Source organism: Paenarthrobacter sp. E2MeOHC11, assembly GCF_058744955.1.
Genome location: NZ_CP196673.1, coordinates 3595242 through 3613541 on the forward strand (window position 1 = coordinate 3595242; position 18300 = coordinate 3613541).

Annotated in this window: 13 protein-coding genes; 11 read left to right on the plus strand and 2 right to left on the minus strand. The window is 61.4% G+C overall.

The window, feature by feature from the left end; genetic code table 11:
- Positions 1 to 28: 28 nt before the first annotated feature.
- The 6 genes from rplK to rplL all read left to right on the plus strand — a co-directional run bounded on the left by rplK (position 29) and on the right by rplL (position 5036).
- Complete coding sequence (gene rplK / locus ACSSVG_RS16715) at positions 29 to 460, plus strand: 50S ribosomal protein L11 (protein WP_011775609.1); 432 nt, start codon at positions 29 to 31, stop codon at positions 458 to 460.
- Positions 461 to 590: 130 nt separating this feature from the next.
- A complete protein-coding gene (gene rplA, locus ACSSVG_RS16720) occupies positions 591 to 1298 on the plus strand; it encodes a 50S ribosomal protein L1 (RefSeq protein ID WP_090817733.1) in 708 nt (235 codons plus the stop codon).
- A gap of 121 nt (positions 1299 to 1419) precedes the next feature.
- Entirely contained in the window at positions 1420 to 2529 is a 1110-nt protein-coding gene (locus ACSSVG_RS16725) for a GNAT family N-acetyltransferase (protein WP_492415693.1), read from the plus strand.
- On the plus strand, positions 2508 to 3677 hold the full coding sequence (locus ACSSVG_RS16730; protein ID WP_492415694.1) for a GNAT family N-acetyltransferase: 1170 nt from the start codon (positions 2508 to 2510) through the stop codon (positions 3675 to 3677). Before ACSSVG_RS16725 ends, ACSSVG_RS16730 begins: the two co-directional genes overlap by 22 nt.
- A gap of 302 nt (positions 3678 to 3979) precedes the next feature.
- A complete protein-coding gene (gene rplJ, locus ACSSVG_RS16735; protein ID WP_253468691.1) occupies positions 3980 to 4582 on the plus strand; it encodes a 50S ribosomal protein L10 in 603 nt (200 codons plus the stop codon).
- Between the two features lie 76 nt (positions 4583 to 4658).
- A complete protein-coding gene (gene rplL, locus ACSSVG_RS16740; RefSeq protein WP_090817745.1) occupies positions 4659 to 5036 on the plus strand; it encodes a 50S ribosomal protein L7/L12 in 378 nt (125 codons plus the stop codon).
- A gap of 129 nt (positions 5037 to 5165) precedes the next feature.
- On the opposite strand, the gene ACSSVG_RS16745 is transcribed toward rplL, so the two are convergent.
- Together ACSSVG_RS16745 and ACSSVG_RS16750 are read right to left on the minus strand one after the other, a co-directional pair.
- The gene (locus ACSSVG_RS16745) at positions 5166 to 5660 is read right to left on the minus strand and encodes an aminoacyl-tRNA deacylase (protein WP_374110815.1); all 495 of its coding nucleotides are present in this window, start codon (positions 5658 to 5660) and stop codon (positions 5166 to 5168) included.
- Positions 5661 to 5679: 19 nt separating this feature from the next.
- Positions 5680 to 6879: an acetyl-CoA C-acetyltransferase gene (locus ACSSVG_RS16750; protein ID WP_231339852.1), complete on the minus strand. Its 1200-nt coding sequence runs from the start codon at positions 6877 to 6879 to the stop codon at positions 5680 to 5682.
- A gap of 426 nt (positions 6880 to 7305) precedes the next feature.
- Between ACSSVG_RS16750 and rpoB the strand changes: the two genes are divergently transcribed.
- From rpoB to fusA, 5 genes are all read left to right on the plus strand, one after another.
- Complete coding sequence (gene rpoB / locus ACSSVG_RS16755) at positions 7306 to 10812, plus strand: DNA-directed RNA polymerase subunit beta (protein ID WP_231339853.1); 3507 nt, start codon at positions 7306 to 7308, stop codon at positions 10810 to 10812.
- A gap of 103 nt (positions 10813 to 10915) precedes the next feature.
- Positions 10916 to 14815 (plus strand): DNA-directed RNA polymerase subunit beta', encoded by a 3900-nt coding sequence (locus ACSSVG_RS16760; RefSeq protein ID WP_231339854.1) that lies wholly within the window; start codon positions 10916 to 10918, stop codon positions 14813 to 14815.
- A 414-nt stretch (positions 14816 to 15229) separates the two neighbouring features.
- A complete protein-coding gene (gene rpsL / locus ACSSVG_RS16765; protein ID WP_009358312.1) occupies positions 15230 to 15604 on the plus strand; it encodes a 30S ribosomal protein S12 in 375 nt (124 codons plus the stop codon).
- Position 15605: 1 nt separating this feature from the next.
- The gene (gene rpsG, locus ACSSVG_RS16770; RefSeq protein ID WP_003803829.1) at positions 15606 to 16076 is read left to right on the plus strand and encodes a 30S ribosomal protein S7; all 471 of its coding nucleotides are present in this window, start codon (positions 15606 to 15608) and stop codon (positions 16074 to 16076) included.
- A gap of 69 nt (positions 16077 to 16145) precedes the next feature.
- Positions 16146 to 18260: an elongation factor G gene (fusA, locus tag ACSSVG_RS16775; RefSeq protein WP_026539805.1), complete on the plus strand. Its 2115-nt coding sequence runs from the start codon at positions 16146 to 16148 to the stop codon at positions 18258 to 18260.
- Positions 18261 to 18300: the final 40 nt, after the last annotated feature.

Here is an 18300-nt window from a genome sequence, read left to right on the forward strand (position 1 = left end):
AGGAAGCTATTGAGAGAAGGACCCTACATTGGCTCCCAAGAAGAAGGTCACCGGCCTCATCAAGCTGCAGATCCAGGCAGGTGCCGCTAACCCGGCTCCGCCGATCGGTCCTGCACTTGGCCAGCACGGTGTCAACATCATGGAATTCTGCAAGGCGTACAACGCCGCAACGGAATCCCAGCGCGGAAACGTTATCCCGGTCGAAATCACGGTCTACGAAGACCGTTCCTTCACCTTCATCACCAAGACCCCGCCGGCTGCAGAGCTCATCAAGAAGGCTGCAGGCGTTGCCAAGGGTTCGGCTACCCCGCACACCGTCAAGGTTGCCAAGCTGACCCAGGCACAGGTCGAGGAAATTGCTTCCACCAAGATGGAAGACCTTAACGCCAACGACATCAAGGCAGCCGCCCTGATCATCGCAGGCACCGCCCGCTCCATGGGCATCACCGTAGAAGGCTAATTCCAGCCTTCACCCGCCGGGCAACCGGCATCTGAAACATTGAAATGTCGCAGGATCCTTGCCGGATCCACGACTGTGGCAGGGCCCAGCGCGGTCCGCAGACCACAACTGCACAAGGAGAAACAGCAGCATGGCAAAGCGCAGCAAAGCATATGAGGCAGCCGTAGCCAAGATCGAGGCAGACAAGGTCTACGCCCCGATCGAAGCCATCACCCTCGCGAAGGACACCAACCCTTCCAAGTTCGACGCAACCGTTGAGGTCGCTTTCCGCCTGGGCGTCGACCCGCGTAAGGCCGACCAGATGGTTCGTGGCACCGTCAACCTGCCGCACGGCACCGGTAAGACCGCCCGCGTCCTCGTCTTCGCAACCGGCGACAAGGCTGAAGCAGCAATCGCTGCCGGCGCCGACTTCGTTGGTTCCGATGACCTGATCGAAAAGATCGCAGCCGGCTGGACCGACTTCGACGCCGCAGTGGCAACCCCTGACCTCATGGGCAAGGTTGGCCGCCTCGGTAAGGTCCTCGGCCCGCGTAACCTGATGCCGAACCCGAAGACCGGTACGGTTACCCCGGATGTCACCAAGGCTGTCAACGACATCAAGGGCGGCAAGATCGACTTCCGCGTCGACAAGCACTCGAACCTGCACTTCATCATCGGCAAGGTTTCCTTCGACGCCAACAAGCTGGCCGAGAACTACGCAGCTGCACTGGAAGAGGTGCTTCGTTTGAAGCCTTCCGCTTCCAAGGGCCGCTACATCCAGAAGGCAACTGTTGCCACCACGTTCGGCCCGGGCATCACCGTGGACCCGAACGTCACCAAGGTTCTCACCGACGCGTAAGCTTCGCGAGCACTGGCTCTGAGGGAAGGACCGTCCGGCATTGCCGGGCGGTCCTTTTTTCTTGCCTGGTTTTCTTGTCCTGACCTGTTCGCAGGAGAAGGAGCGCCGTAGGCTGTGGTGCGTGTCGTCGTCGAACTCTTCCGTCAATGGCGGGTTGTCGGTAAAGCGGATTGCCGTCCCCGAAAGTCCTGACGCAGGTAATGCATCCGACTTCCGGGTATTTCACGGGCTGCTCGTGGCCCACCAACGTGAGCTCTGGGGAAATCAGGACCGCAGCCCCACCGTGGCCGAGGCTGTCCACTTCTGGCAGGGCAACGCGTACGAAGAGCGGCAGGTTTTTCTGGCGTATCGTGACGGCGCCGTGGTGGGCAGCGGAACGCTGACCCTGCCACTGAGCGAAAACACGACGACGGCGGGCGTGGACGTCCTTGTCGACTCACCTTTTCGGCGGCGCGGCTTCGGGTCCAGGATACTGGGGGTGCTGGAACAGTTGGCGCGCGGGCGGGGCCGTATCTCCTTTGACGCGTATTGCGAGGAGCCAATCGCGCCGGTGTTGGAAGGCGCCGCGTTATTGGATGCGAAGTCAGGAACAGGCGGTGTCCCCGTGGATTCGGCATCCACACAGTTCGCCCTTCATCATGGGTATTCCCTTGAACAAGTCGAAACCAACAGCACGCTGCCCTTCCCCGTCGAGGAGGAAGTCCTGCGGGTGCTCGATGTTGAGGCAACACGGCGGGCTGGCGGGTACAGCGTCATTGCCTGGCAGGACAAGTGCCCAGAGGAACTTGTCGACGTGTTCGCACGCCTCAAGAGCCTCATGAGCACCGAGGTTCCCATTGCAGGCCTTGGCTGGGAAGGCGAGGAATGGGATGCCGTGCGCGTCCGTCAGGAGGAGTCCACCTGGGCGGCGGGCGGTGTTGACTCGGTGGTGGCGGTTGCGCGTCACGATGCCACGGGTGAACTGGCGGCCTACACGGTCCTCACGCACCGGGGGGCGTTGCCTGCCGTGATCTACCAGGAGGACACGTTGGTGGCGCCAGGACACCGGGGCCACCGCCTGGGGATGGTGGTCAAGATCGCCAATCTTCGTCGTGCGAAGGAGCTGTGGCCTGACGCCACGTCGGTGATGACGTGGAACGCCAATGAAAACCGGCATATGCTGGCCATAAATATCGCCCTTGGATTCAAGCCTTCCGGCTTTGAAGGCGAATGGCAGAAACGGCTGGAATGACTGTAGACGAGGCGAAGACCGTTCAAGTCGAGCAGCTGTGGGTGCCTGACACCCTGGACAGCCCCGACGCCACTGACTTCCTGGATGCTGTGGAAGTAGGCCGCCGGGTACGTATGGAAACGTGGGGGAGCGACGACCTCGCCTACACGCCACTGGAAAAGCTGCTTGAGTTCTCAGACCCCTATGAACGCCAGATCATCCTGGTGGCCAAGGTGGACGGCGCGATTGTGGGCACCGTGGACATTGCCTTGCCTTTGGCAGACAACATGGACCTGGCCGAGTTCACGTTGGACATCCTGCCCGAGTTCCAAAGCCAAGGGGTGGGGCGCCAATTGCTTGAAGCGGCCGAACAATTGGCCCGGGCAGAAGGGCGCACCATGATCCTGGTGGACACGAACCATCCGGCAACATCGCTGACCGAGGTACCCGAGGACCAGCTGATTCCCGGCAGCGGCGCGGGCTTTGTTCCCGTCAGCAGCAGGGAGGTGGACTTCGCCAAGCGCGCCGGCTATACCCTCCAGCACATTGAACAGTTCAGTTCCTGCGCGTTGCCGCTGGATTCCAAGCTCGTGGGTGACTTGCAGCTTGAGGCCGAGGAAGCCAACGGCGGCCGATACGCACTGCACCACTGGACTGACCGCTGCCCGGAACCCTGGCTCGAGGCCGTGGCGGCGTTGGAGAACGCTGCTGGTGAAGTTGTCCGGGACGAGGGGGAGGACGAGGCCCCTGAAGTGGAGGCCAGCGGAATGGTCTTTGACCCCGCTGTCCTTCGCGAAACGGAAGACGCGGCCTTGGCGCAGGGCCGACGCACGGTGGTCACCGCCGTCGAGCATGTTGAGAGCGGAAGGCTCGTGGGCCTGACCACCATCAGCGTCCTGGCCCACCGCCAGGACGTGGTTTTCCAGGACGACACACTGGTCCTGCAGGAACACCGTGGCAACAAGCTCGGTCTGCTGATCAAGGTCTCGAACATGGAACGGCTCAGCGAGCAGTTTCCTGATGCCCGGGTGATCTACACGTGGAACGCTCCTGAAAACCGCTACCTCCTGACTGTGAACAAGCAGCTCGGTTTCACCACCGCGGGCGTCACGGGACTGTGGCAGAAGGAACTTCCGGGCCGGAGCACGGGCACGACGTCATCTGGCTAGCCCGGCCCTCGATTTGGTTTGGGGAACACTGTCCCGTAACCTTGAAGTACCAAAGACCGTCGGTTGATGGGAATCCACTCTTTCGAGCACAGCTCAATTCTGCAGCTACGCCCCTGAGGCCACAGTGAATTCCTTGACGAAGGACCCTGAACGTAGGGCGGCCGGCGCAGGTGAACGAAGCAAGTCTCCACGGATCACACTGTGTTGAGCCAAGCCCCGTGCATCTGCGCGGGGCGTTTTTTAGTTTTAGCTCTCGTGAGCGGGGACCCGGAAGACCGGCTTTATTCCCCGGAAGGAGGGTTATGACAACGCCTAGCAAGATCTCCGCAGTTGCAGAGATCACCAACGATTTCAAGGAATCGAACGCGGCTGTCCTGACCGAATACCGCGGGCTCACTGTTGCACAGCTCAAGGAACTGCGTGTTGCGCTCGGCCAGGACACCAAGTTCTCGGTCGTCAAGAACACCCTGAGTGCAATTGCAGCCAAGGAAGCTGGTGTTGAAGCATTCAACGATCAGCTTGCCGGCCCCACTGCAATCGCCTTCATCAAGGGTGACGCTGTTGCTGCTGCCAAGAGCCTGACGGACTTTGCCAAGGCCAACAAGCAGCTGGTTATCAAGACCGGCGTCTTCGAAGGCAAGGCATTGGACGCAGCAGGAGTTGCCGCACTGGCAGCCCTCGAGTCCCGCGAGCTGCAGCTCGCACGTGTTGCTGGTGTCCTCAAGGCTCCCGCATCCGCTGCTGCACGCATCATCGACGCTCTGCGCCTCAAGCTTGAAGAAGAGGGCGGCGCACCTGCACCGGCCGCTGAAGAAGCTCCGGCCGAAGAAGCTGCTGTTGAGGCTGCTGCCGAAGAGGTTGCGGCTCCGGCCGAAGCCGCTGAAGCTGCAACCGAAGAGAACTAAGTTCTCCCCCCAATCAAACTCTGGTGCATGGAGCGGCATGGTCCGCATCTGCACCAACTAATGGAAGGACGCCACCATGGCGAAGCTCAGCAACGAAGAGCTCATTGAAGCTTTCAAGGAACTGACCATCATCGAGCTCTCCGAGTTCGTCAAGCTCTTCGAAGAGACCTTCGAAGTTACGGCTGCTGCTGTTGCAGTTGCTGGCCCCGCTGCCGGCGGTGCTGCTGAAGCTGCTGAAGAGAAGACCGAATTCGACGTCGTTCTCGAAGCTGCTGGCGACAAGAAGATCGCAGTGATCAAGGAAGTTCGCGCCATCACCTCCCTCGGCCTCAAGGAAGCCAAGGACCTGGTTGACGGTGCACCGAAGGCTGTTCTCGAAGGCGCCACCAAGGAAGCCGCAGAGAAGGCAAAGGCTCAGCTTGAAGAAGCTGGCGCAACGGTTACCCTCAAGTAACTCGTCTTGCTTGTGGAAGCCCCGCCCCGTTCCGGCAAAGGAACGGGGCGGGGCTTCCTGCCTTTAACGGCCCCCAAGTAGATCGCAGTTGAGTGCGTTTTGAGGGCTCACTACGCACTCAACCGCTACTTAGTTGGGTTCGCTGATGTCAGCTACCACGGCGCCCAGTGCGGCGGTGAGTGCATCGGCGTCCACGAAGGCACTGCGGCCGTGGGCGCCGGCACCCATGGAGATGCGTCGCCCCGTGATGCTGGCGTCAGCGTAGACCGGCCAAGGGGTGGTGCTGCCCAAGGGCGTGATGGTGCCGCGTTCGTAGCCGGTGGCAGCCAAAGCAACATCGGCGTGGGGGAGCGAGAGTTTGTTGACGCCCACCAACCCGCGCAGCTTTGGCCACGAGATCTGGCGGTCCCCGGGGATGAGCGCGAACAGGAAGCTGCCGTCGCGGTGCTTGACCACCAGTGACTTCACAATGTCGGCAGGGCTGATGCCCAGGATGCCCGCAGCCTCTTCCAGGCTGCGGGCTGCAGGACGTTCGACGACGTCTACGGCCAGTCCGCGGGCGGCGGCGTCGGCCAGGAACCGTTCGGCGCCGTCCATTACAGGTTCATCCACGTCGTTTCCCATCAGTCGCGGTAGTTCCCCGTCAGTCCCGGTACAGGAGGAGGGCTTCGCCCTGGCCGCCACCGCCGCACAGCGAAACTGCGGCCTTACCCGTTCCCCTGCGCTTGAGTTCGTGGGCTGCGTGCAGTGCTAGCCGTGCGCCGGACGCCCCGATGGGGTGGCCCAAGGCAATGGCTCCACCATGGATGTTGCACTTCTCCAAGGGATAGCGCAGGTCCTTGAGGGACTGGACGGCGACCGAACCGAAGGCCTCGTTGATCTCGATGAAGTCCAAGTCCTCTGCGGTCCAGCCGGCCCGCTTCAATGCTTGGGCTATCGCGTTGGAGGGCTGGGAGTGCAGGGAGTTATCAGGCCCGGCAACCTGGCCGGGCTTTCCCACGACTGCCAGGTAATCCAGCCCATTGTCTTTGGCGAAGCGGCGACTGGTCAGCACCAGTGCGGAGGCGCCGTCGGACAGGGGAGAGGAGTTTCCGGCGGTAATGGTGCCGTCCGTGGCGAAAGCTGCCTTCAGCGGGGCCAGGGTTTCCACTGTGGTGTTGGGTCGAACGCCTTCGTCCGTGGTGAGGACCAGCGGATCGCCCTTGCGCTGTTTGACGCGCACCGGAGCGATTTCGACGTCGAACGTTCCGTCTGCGATGGCGGCCGCGGCGCGCTGGTGTGATGCAGCCGCCACCTCATCCTGGGCCTTGCGGTCAATACCGAGGGTGACGTTCTTGGTTTCCGTGGACAGGCCCATGGATTGTCCATCGAAGGCATCCGTGAGGCCGTCGTGGGCGGCGACATCCAGGGCCTGGATTGCACCGTAGGTCCAACCCTGACGGGAGCCCGGCAGTATGTGGGGAGCCCTGGTCATGGATTCCTGGCCGCCGGCAACAACCACGGTGGCATCCCCGCTGCGGATCATCCGCGCGGCGTCAATGACGGCCGTCAGCCCGGACAGGCAGACCTTGTTGATGGTCACCGCCGGGATGTTCCAGCCAACGCCCGCTGCAATCGCACTCTGGCGGGCAGGGTTTTGGCCAGCGCCTGCCTGGAGGACCTGGCCCATGATGACGGCGTCCACCTGTTCTGCTTTGACGCCGCTGGCTGACAGGGCTGCGGTGATGGCATGCGCGCCGAGGTCGACGGCGGTGAACCCCGCCAATTGACCGTTGAGCCGACCCTGTGGGGTACGGGAAGCGGCAAGGATGACAACGTCATTGTCGTCAGCGGAGTTGGTCATGATCTCTCTTCCGATCCGGGAGTGGTGTTGCAAGGCTATCGCGGGGCATGCGCCAGCCTACCCATTCAACGGTTGTGCCGGTCCGCGCATTCCATCGGGTGGTTCCACGCCGGAGCCGTGCCTGGGTACCCGCTTAGGTGCCTGCAGCAACGGTGCTTGCAATCACGGACGATCTGGGGTAGACAGGAAGGCTGCTTTGCCGTATCGTAGATATTTGCGTCTTCCCTGTTAACCTTCAGCCTTCATATAGCGGTGGGCTTTACCTCTCAGCTGCGACATTGACGTGCCGTTCCTCAACGTGCACAACCATGCGCAAGCTGGGTCCGGGTCATATAGCGGAACCGGAATAAGTATCCTGCGGAGCACTCTGCGGGATGCAAACGGGGGAGATCTGAAAACGCCTGAAGGTCTGTGGAAGGATCCCTCTTGGTCGCCTCGAGCACCTCTAATAACGAAACCGCTAACACGGCAAGCACCGATGGTGCCACCCGCCGCCTCTCATTCGCAAAGATTCACGAACCCTTGGATGTTCCGAATCTTCTCGCCCTGCAGACGGACAGCTTTGACTGGCTGGTCGGAAACGAACGCTGGCAGGCGCGGGTAGCGAAGGCTGTCGAGGAGGGCGACCTCAGCGTCGCCACTACCTCCGGACTTGCCGACATCTTCGAAGAGATCTCCCCTATCGAGGACTTCCAGGGCACCATGTCCCTGAGCTTCTCCGAGCCGGAGTTCGCTGACCCGAAGTACACCATGGCCGAATGCAAAGACCGTGACGCCACTTACTCGGCACCGCTGTATGTCAAGGCCGAGTTCATGAACAACAACACGGGCGAAATCAAGCAGCAGACCGTGTTCATGGGCGACTTCCCCCTCATGACTGAAAAGGGAACGTTCGTCGTCAACGGCACCGAGCGTGTCGTTGTCTCCCAGCTGGTCCGTTCGCCGGGCGCTTACTTCGAGCGCACCGCTGACAAGACCAGTGACAAGGACATCTTCACTGCGAAGATCATCCCGTCCCGTGGTGCATGGTTCGAACTCGAAATCGACAAGCGCGACCAGGTCGGCGTCCGCCTCGACCGCAAGCGCAAGCAGTCGGTAACGGTTCTCCTGAAGGCTCTCGGCTGGACCGAAGGCCAGATCCTGGAAGAGTTCGGCCAGTACGACTCCATGCGTGCGACGCTGGAGAAGGACGCCACCGAGACCCGCGAAGACGCGCTTCTGGATATCTACCGCAAGCTGCGTCCGGGCGAGCCGCCCACAGTCGAGGCTGCCCAGTCCCTGCTGGACAACCTGTACTTCAACGCCAAGCGTTACGATCTTGCCAAGGTTGGCCGTTACAAGATCAACCGCAAGCTCGGCATCGACCGCTCCCTTGGCGACAAGGAAGCTTCGGTCCTGCACGTTGAAGACATCGTTGCCATGATCAAGTTCCTCGTTGCGCTCCACGCCGGCGAGAAGACCCTCATGGGCAAGCGCGACGGCGAAGACCACGAACTTCGCGTCGACGTCGACGACATCGACCACTTCGGCAACCGTCGCATCCGCGCCGTGGGCGAACTGATCGAGAACCAGGTCCGCACCGGTCTTTCCCGCATGGAACGCGTCGTCCGCGAACGCATGACCACGCAGGACGTCGAGGCCATCACGCCGCAGACGCTGATCAACATCCGTCCCGTTGTCGCAGCCATCAAGGAGTTCTTCGGAACGTCCCAGCTGTCGCAGTTCATGGACCAGAACAACCCGCTTTCGGGTCTGACCCACAAGCGCCGCCTGTCGGCACTTGGCCCGGGTGGTCTGTCCCGTGACCGTGCAGGCATGGAAGTTCGAGACGTTCACCCGTCCCACTACGGACGTATGTGCCCCATCGAAACTCCTGAAGGCCCGAACATTGGTCTGATCGGTTCGCTGGCTTCCTACGGCCGCATCAACCCGTTCGGCTTCATCGAGACGCCGTACCGCCTGGTGTCCGAAGGTGTCGTTTCCGACGAGGTCCAGTACCTTACGGCCGACGACGAAGCCGAGGTCCTGATCGCACAGGCCAACGCTCCGCTGGATGCTGACAAGAAGTTCTCCGAAGAGACCGTCCTTGTCCGTGCCCGTGGTGGTGGAGGCGAGCCCGTTCTGGTTCCCGCCGGCGAAGTCCAGTTCATGGACGTTTCCCCGCGCCAGATGGTGTCCGTGGCAACTGCCCTGATCCCGTTCCTTGAGCATGACGATGCAAACCGCGCACTCATGGGTGCCAACATGCAGCGCCAGGCCGTGCCGCTGGTCCGTTCCGAGGCTCCTTTCGTGGGCACCGGCATGGAGCGCGCAGCAGCCGTCGACGCCGGTGACGTTGTCATCGCGAAGAAGGCAGGTGTGGTCACCGAGGTTTCCGCCGAGCTGGTTGTCATGATCAACGACGACGGCACCGAGACGAACTACCGCATCAACAAGTTCGCCCGCTCCAACCAGGGCAACTGCTACAACCACCGTGTCCTGGTCAACGAAGGCCAGCGCCTGGAAGTTGGCGGCATCATCGCTGACGGTCCCGCAACGGACCAGGGTGAGCTCGCCCTCGGTAAGAACCTGCTCGTGGCATTCATGTCATGGGAAGGCCACAACTTCGAGGACGCCATCATCCTGTCGCAGCGCATTGTTGCTGAGGATGTTCTTTCCTCCATCCACATCGAGGAGCACGAAATTGATGCCCGCGACACCAAGCTTGGTGCCGAGGAAATCACGCGTGACATCCCCAACGTGTCCGAGGAAGTCCTTGCAGGCCTGGACGAGCGCGGCATCATCCACATTGGTGCCGAGGTTGAAGCCGGCGACATCCTGGTCGGAAAGGTCACCCCGAAGGGTGAAACCGAACTGACCCCGGAAGAGCGCCTTCTCCGCGCTATCTTCGGCGAGAAGTCCCGCGAAGTCCGCGACACCTCCCTGAAGGTGCCCCACGGCGAGTCCGGTACGGTCATCGGCGTGCGCGTCTTCGATCGCGACAACGACGACGAACTGCCCCCGGGCGTGAACCAGCTGGTCCGCGTCTACGTAGCAGCCAAGCGTAAGATCACCGACGGCGACAAGCTCGCCGGCCGTCACGGCAACAAGGGTGTTATCTCCAAGATCCTCCCGATCGAGGACATGCCCTTCCTTGCAGACGGTACCCCGGTGGACATCGTCCTGAACCCGCTTGGTGTTCCGGGTCGAATGAACGTTGGCCAGGTCCTGGAAACCCACCTCGGTTGGGTTGCCAAGACCGGTTGGAAGATCGAAGGCGAGCCGGAGTGGGTCAAGAACCTCCCGAACCTGCCCCGTGAAACCGGACAGACCACCGTTGCCACCCCGGTGTTCGATGGCGCCCGCGAAGAGGAAATCACGGGCCTGCTCGACTCCACCAATGTGACCCGTGACGGCGACCGCCTGATCGATTCCTCCGGCAAGACCCGTCTGTTCGACGGCCGCTCCGGCGAGCCGTTCCCGGACCCGATCTCCGTCGGCTACATGTACATCCTGAAGCTCCACCACTTGGTGGACGACAAGATCCACGCGCGCTCCACCGGCCCGTACTCCATGATCACGCAGCAGCCGCTGGGTGGTAAGGCTCAGTTCGGTGGCCAGCGCTTCGGTGAAATGGAAGTGTGGGCGCTCGAAGCTTACGGTGCCGCTTACACCCTTCAGGAACTCCTCACGATCAAGTCGGATGACATCCATGGTCGTGTGAAGGTCTACGAAGCCATCGTCAAGGGCGAGAACATCCCTGAGCCTGGCGTTCCCGAGTCCTTCAAGGTCTTGATCAAGGAAATGCAGTCGTTGTGCCTGAACGTGGAAGTCCTTTCCACCGACGGAACCACGATCGAAATGCGTGACTCTGATGACGCAGTCTTCACGGCTGCGGAAGAACTGGGCATCGATCTGTCTCGTGCAGAGCCCAGTTCCGTAGAAGAGGTCTAGCAGCTGTTCCGACGGACCGCCTGAACAGCTGTCCGTCGGAACAACTCCCTCTTCCCGTAACCAAGACTTCAGAATTTAGAGAACAAGAGAGAACAGGGACCATATGTCCAGCGAATCCTCCTTCGGCCTCATGCAGATCGGCCTCGCCACCGCGGAAGACATCCGCGGATGGTCTTACGGTGAGGTCAAGAAGCCGGAAACCATCAACTACCGCACGCTCAAGCCCGAGAAGGACGGCCTCTTCTGCGAGAAGATCTTCGGCCCGTCCCGCGACTGGGAATGCTACTGCGGCAAGTACAAGCGCGTCCGCTTCAAGGGCATCATTTGCGAGCGTTGTGGCGTTGAAGTCACCCGCGCCAAGGTGCGCCGTGAGCGCATGGGCCACATCGAACTGGCTGCGCCTGTAACCCACATCTGGTACTTCAAGGGCGTTCCCTCGCGCTTGGGCTACCTGTTGGACCTGGCACCGAAGGACCTTGAGAAGGTCATCTACTTCGCTGCCTACATGATCACCAGCGTTGACACCGAAAGCCGTCACGCCGAACTGCCGAACCTCCAGGTTGAGCATGACCTCGAGAAGAAGCAGATGGTGGACAACCGCGACAGCGACATCGCCACGATCGCCCGCGACCTTGAAGACGAGCTTGCCCGTCTTGAAGGCGAGGGTGCCAAGGCTGCCGACAAGAAGAAGGCCCGCGACTCCGCTGACCGCCAGATGGCGAACGTCCGCAAGCGCGCCGACGCCGACATCGAGCGCCTTGAGCAGGTCTGGGACCGCTTCAAGAACCTCAAGGTCGCCGACCTTGAAGGCGACGAGGGCCTTTACCGCGAACTGCGTGACCGCTACGGCCTGTACTTCGAAGGCTCCATGGGTGCCGAAGCCATCAAGAAGCGTCTTGAGACCTTCGACATGCAGGCTGAGGCTGAGTCCCTGCGCGACACCATCCAGAATGGCAAGGGCCAGCGCAAGACGCGTGCCCTGAAGCGCCTGAAGGTTGTCAACGCGTTCCTGACCACCAACAACAGCCCGCTCGGCATGGTCCTTGACGCCGTCCCGGTGATCCCGCCGGAACTGCGCCCGATGGTCCAGCTGGATGGTGGCCGCTTCGCGACCTCCGACCTCAACGACCTCTACCGCCGTGTGATCAACCGCAACAACCGACTCAAGCGCCTGCTTGACCTCGGTGCTCCGGAGATTATCGTCAACAACGAGAAGCGCATGCTTCAGGAAGCTGTTGACAGCCTCTTCGACAACGGTCGTCGTGGCCGTCCGGTCACGGGTCCGGGCAACCGTCCGCTGAAGTCCCTGAGCGACATGCTCAAGGGCAAGCAGGGTCGTTTCCGCCAGAACCTCCTCGGCAAGCGTGTTGACTACTCCGGCCGTTCGGTCATCGTCGTCGGCCCGCAGCTGAAGCTGCACCAGTGTGGTCTGCCCAAGCAGATGGCCCTGGAGCTCTTCAAGCCGTTCGTGATGAAGCGCCTGGTTGACCTCAACCACGCCCAGAACATCAAGTCGGCAAAGCGCATGGTCGAGCGTTACCGTCCGCAGGTTTGGGACGTGCTGGAAGAGATCATCACCGAACACCCGGTGCTGCTCAACCGTGCACCTACCCTGCACCGCCTCGGCATCCAGGCCTTCGAACCGCAGCTTGTGGAAGGTAAGGCAATCCAGCTTCACCCGCTGGTTTGTGGCGCCTTCAACGCTGACTTCGACGGCGACCAGATGGCAGTCCACCTGCCGCTGAGCCCGGAAGCCCAGGCCGAAGCACGCATCCTGATGCTGTCCTCGAACAACATCCTGAAGCCGTCCGATGGCCGTCCGGTGACCCTGCCTTCGCAGGATATGATCATCGGCCTGTACCACCTGACCACCAAGCGCGTCGGTTCTGCCGGCGAAGGCCGCATCTTCTCCTCGGTTTCGGAAGCCATCATGGCTTACGACGCCCGTGATCTGCACCTGAACTCTCAGGTCAAGATCCGTTTGGACAACTTCGTGCCTTACGCAGGTTGGGAAGCTCCGGAAGGTTGGGAGCCCGGTCAGCAGGCTCTCGTCCAGACCTCCCTGGGCCAGGTCATCTTCAACCAGACGCTGCCTGAGGATTACCCCTGGGTTGAGGCTGTTGCAGACAAGGGCGAACTGTCCCGGATCGTCAACGACCTCGCAGAGCGCTACCCGAAGGTTGTTACGGCGGCAACGCTGGATAACCTCAAGGACGCCGGCTTCTACTGGGCCACCCGTTCGGGTGTCACGGTTGCCATCTCCGACATCGAGGTGCCGACTTCCAAGCCTGCCATCCTGGCCGGTTACGAGAACATGGCCGCAAAGATCCAGGGCCAGTACGACAAGGGCCTGATCGACGACGACGAGCGTCGCCAGGAACTGATCGAAATCTGGAACAAGGCAACCAACGAAATCGCCCAGGCGATGCGTGACAGCCTGTCTCCGATGAACACCATCAACCGCATGGTGTCCTCCGGTGCACGTGGTAACTGGATGCAGGTCCGCCAGATCGCGGGTATCCGTGGTCTTGTGGCCAACCCGAAGGGTGAGATTATCCCTCGCCCGATCAAGTCCTCCTACCGCGAGGGCCTGTCGGTGCTGGAATACTTCATCGCCACGCACGGTGCCCGTAAGGGTCTGGCCGATACCGCTCTCCGTACCGCCAACTCGGGTTACCTGACCCGTCGTCTGGTGGACGTTTCGCAGGACGTCATCGTCCGCGAAGAGGACTGTGGTACCGAGCGCGGTCTGCTCACGCCGATCGCCGTGCCGGATTCCAACGGTGAGCTCGTCCTGGACGAGAACGTCGAGAACAGCGCCTACGCTCGTACGCTGGCTGTCGACGTCGTTGACGCCAAGGGCAATGTCCTGGCTGCCGGCGGCACCGACTGCGGCGACGTCGTTATCGACCAGTTGCTGGCTGCAGGCATCACTGAGGTCAAGGTCCGCTCGGTCCTCACCTGTGAGTCCAAGGTCGGTACCTGTGCACTGTGCTACGGCCGTTCGTTGGCCACTGGCAAGACCGTTGACATCGGCGAGGCCGTGGGCATCATTGCCGCACAGTCCATCGGTGAGCCCGGTACCCAGCTGACCATGCGTACGTTCCACACCGGTGGTGCTGTATCCGCCGGTGGTGGCGACGACATCACCCAGGGTCTGCCCCGTATCCAGGAGCTCTTCGAAGCCCGTACTCCGAAGGGTGTCGCACCGATTGCTGAAGCAGCCGGCCGTATCACCATCGAAGAGTCCGAGCGCCAGATGCGCCTGGTGATCACTCCGGACGATGGTTCCGAAGAGATTGCCTACCCGGTGCTGCGCCGTTCACGTCTCCTCATTGAGGATGGCGAGCACGTCAGCGTCGGCCAGAAGCTGATCAACGGTCCCGTGGACCCGAAGCAGGTTCTGCGCATCATGGGTCCGCGTGCTGCACAGAAGTTCCTCGTGGACGAAGTTCAGGGCGTCTACCGCAGCCAGGGTATTGGTATCCACGACAAGCACGTCGAGGTTATCGTCCGCCAGATGCTGCGCCGCGTGACCGTCATCGAATCCGGCGACTCCGACCTGCTCCCCGGTGAGCTTGCAGAGCGTGCCCGCTTCGAAGACGAGAACCGCCGCGTCGTATCCGAGGGCAAGTCCCCGGCTTCGGGCCGTCCGGAACTCATGGGTATCACCAAGGCTTCCTTGGCTACCGAGTCCTGGCTGTCGGCAGCTTCCTTCCAGGAGACCACCCGCGTCCTGACGCAGGCGGCCATGGAAGGCAAGAGCGATCCTCTGCTCGGCCTGAAGGAAAATGTCATCATCGGTAAGCTCATCCCGGCTGGTACGGGTCTGCCCCGCTACACAGAGGTCACTGTGGAGCCGACGGAGGAAGCAAAGGCAAGCCTGTTCACCGGCCCCAGCGCTTTCACCGACTTCTCCTATGACGCCCTGGGTGGCGACGGCGCTCCCGAGTTCCACGCCATCCCTTTGGATGACTACGATCTCGGCAACGACTTCCGCTAAAAAACGGTTGTCAGCGCTTTGACGGTCAGGCCCCGCACTCTAGAGTGCGGGGCCTGACCCGCGTTAACGCACTTTTGCGCGGCGACCCGGGGGAGTGGAGGCCGACGGCGGCACCTGGCTGCCGCCGTCGGCCTCCATACACCCGATTAAGGCGCCAGATCAAGCCGTGCTAGACTTTTGGTAATTGTTCTGTGTGGCAGTGGATGAAGGCCGCCGCAGCATCATTTTGGTTTTGTTCTCATGGTGCTGGGTGGAGCCTGTTTCCGGGTTGCGGGCAACATGCGCAACGAATGCCGCACTTTTGCACGCCTACCGGAGTTTCGGCCGGCTGCACGAGCAACGCCAAAGTTCCCACGTTTACACCGGCTGGTGCCAGTGTGTGGGGGCAGAGATCAAACAACGGAGAACACGAAAGTGCCTACGATTAACCAGCTGGTCCGTAAGGGCCGCACGCCGAAGGTCTCCAAGACCAAGGCTCCCGCGCTGAAGGGCAGCCCGATGCGCCGCGGTGTTTGCACCCGCGTTTACACCACCACCCCCAAGAAGCCGAACTCGGCTCTCCGTAAGGTGGCACGTGTGCGCCTCAACGGTGGCGTGGAAGTTACCGCCTACATCCCCGGTGTTGGCCACAACCTCCAGGAGCACTCCATCGTGCTCGTCCGTGGTGGTCGCGTGAAGGACCTTCCGGGTGTCCGCTACAAGATCGTCCGCGGCGCACTCGACACCCAGGGTGTCAAGAACCGCAAGCAGGCCCGCAGCCGTTACGGCGCAAAGATGGAGAAGAAGTAATATGCCTCGCAAGGGTCCGGCCCCGAAGCGGCCGCTAGTTTCCGATCCCGTTTACGGCTCCCCGTTGGTCACTCAGTTGATCAACAAGGTTCTTGTTGACGGCAAGAAGTCCACCGCAGAGCGCATCGTTTACGGTGCACTCGAAGGTGCACGTGCCAAGTCCGGCGGCGACCCCGTTGCCGCTCTCAAGAAGGCCATGGACAACGTCAAGCCTTCCCTCGAGGTGCGTTCACGCCGTGTTGGTGGCGCCACCTACCAGGTTCCGGTTGAGGTCAAGCCGGGTCGCTCCACCGCCCTCGCTCTGCGTTGGCTCGTGGGCTACTCCAAGGCCCGCCGCGAGAAGACCATGACCGAGCGCCTCCAGAACGAAATCCTGGATGCCTCCAATGGTCTTGGTGCCGCTGTGAAGCGTCGCGAAGACACCCACAAGATGGCCGAGTCCAACAAGGCCTTCGCACACTACCGCTGGTAAAAACTTTCCGGACGCCGCCGGCTCACTGAGCCGGCGGCGAACGTGTAGTCCATCCGAAAGGGAGACCCCGTGGCACAGGACGTGCTTACCGACCTTAATAAGGTCCGCAACATCGGCATCATGGCCCACATCGATGCCGGCAAGACCACCACTACCGAGCGCATCCTGTTCTACACGGGTGTGAACCACAAGATCGGCGAGACGCACGACGGCGCTTCGACGACTGACTGGATGGAACAGGAAAAGGAACGCGGCATCACCATCACGTCTGCCGCCGTGACTTGCTTCTGGGACAAGAACCAGATCAACATCATCGACACCCCGGGCCACGTTGACTTCACCGTTGAGGTTGAGCGCTCCTTGCGCGTCCTCGACGGCGCAGTCGCAGTGTTCGACGGCAAGGAAGGCGTGGAGCCGCAGTCCGAGACTGTTTGGCGCCAGGCTGACAAGTACAACGTTCCGCGTATCTGCTTCGTCAACAAGATGGACAAGCTGGGCGCTGACTTCTACTTCACCGTAGACACCATCATCTCCCGCCTTGGTGCCAAGCCGCTGGTCATGCAGCTGCCCATCGGCGCTGAGAACGACTTCATTGGTGTTGTTGACCTCCTCGAAATGCGCGCCCTGGTTTGGCCTGGCGACGCAAAGGGTGACGTCACCATGGGCGCTTCCTACGAAGTGCAGGAAATCCCGGCGGACCTCCAGGCCAAGGCTGAAGAGTACCGTGCACAGCTCGTAGAGACTGTGGCCGAGGCTTCCGAAGAACTCATGGAGAAGTACCTCGAAGGTGAAGAACTCACCCTTGAGGAACTGAAGGCCGGCATCCGCAAGATGACCATCAACTCCGAGCTCTACCCGGTGTTCTGTGGTTCTGCCTTCAAGAACCGCGGTGTCCAGCCGATGCTTGACGCTGTTGTTGACTTCCTGCCGAACCCGCTCGACGTCCCGCCGATGATCGGTCACGATCCCCGCGACGAAGAGAAGGAACTCACCCGCAAGCCCTCTGCTGACGAGCCGTTCTCGGCCCTCGCCTTCAAGATTGCTGCGCACCCGTTCTTCGGTCAGCTGACCTTCGTCCGCGTGTACTCCGGTCACGTTGAGGCCGGCGCCCAGGTGGTTAACTCCACCAAGGGCAAGAAGGAACGTATCGGCAAGCTGTTCCAGATGCACGCCAACAAGGAAATGCCCGTTGAGGGCGCTACCGCCGGCCACATCTACGCAGCCATCGGTCTGAAGGACACCACCACGGGTGACACCCTGTGTGATGCCAACAACCAGATCGTCCTCGAGTCCATGAGCTTCCCGGAGCCCGTGATCTCGGTTGCCATCGAGCCGAACACCAAGGGTGACCAGGAGAAGCTCTCCACGGCCATCCAGAAGCTCTCCGCTGAGGACCCGACCTTCCAGGTTTCCCTCAACGAAGACACTGGCCAGACCATCATCGCCGGCATGGGCGAGCTCCACCTGGACATCCTGGTGGACCGCATGCGCCGCGAATTCAAGGTCGAGGCAAACGTCGGCAAGCCGCAGGTTGCTTACCGCGAAACCATCAAGCGCGCAGTCGAGCGTCATGACTACACGCACAAGAAGCAGACCGGTGGTTCGGGTCAGTTCGCAAAGATCCAGATCGCGATCGAGCCCATGGACACCGCCTCCGGCGAGCTGTACGCATTCGAGAACAAGGTCACTGGTGGCCGCGTTCCGCGTGAATACATTCCGTCCGTTGACGCTGGTATCCAGGATGCACTGAACGACGGCGTCCTGGCCGGTTACCCGGTAGTCGGCATCAAGGCCACGCTGATTGACGGCGCGTCCCACGATGTTGACTCCTCGGAAATGGCGTTCAAGATCGCCGGCCGTATGGCTTTCAAGGAAGCTGCACGCAAGGCGAACCCTGTTCTGCTTGAACCGCTGATGGATGTTGAGGTCCGCACACCTGAGGAATACATGGGTGATGTTATTGGTGACCTGAACGCCCGCCGTGGCCAGATGCAGTCCATGGAAGACGCAGCAGGTGTGAAGGTTATCCGTGCACACGTTCCGCTGTCCGGCATGTTCGGCTACATCGGTGACCTCCGGTCCAAGACCCAGGGTCGCGCTGTGTACTCCATGACGTTCAACAGCTACGCGGAGGTCCCGAAGGCAGTTGCCGACGAGATCATCCAGAAAACCCGCGGCGAGTAATCTCCCGGTAACGGATGCAATTCCGGTATCGGGAAGGCAT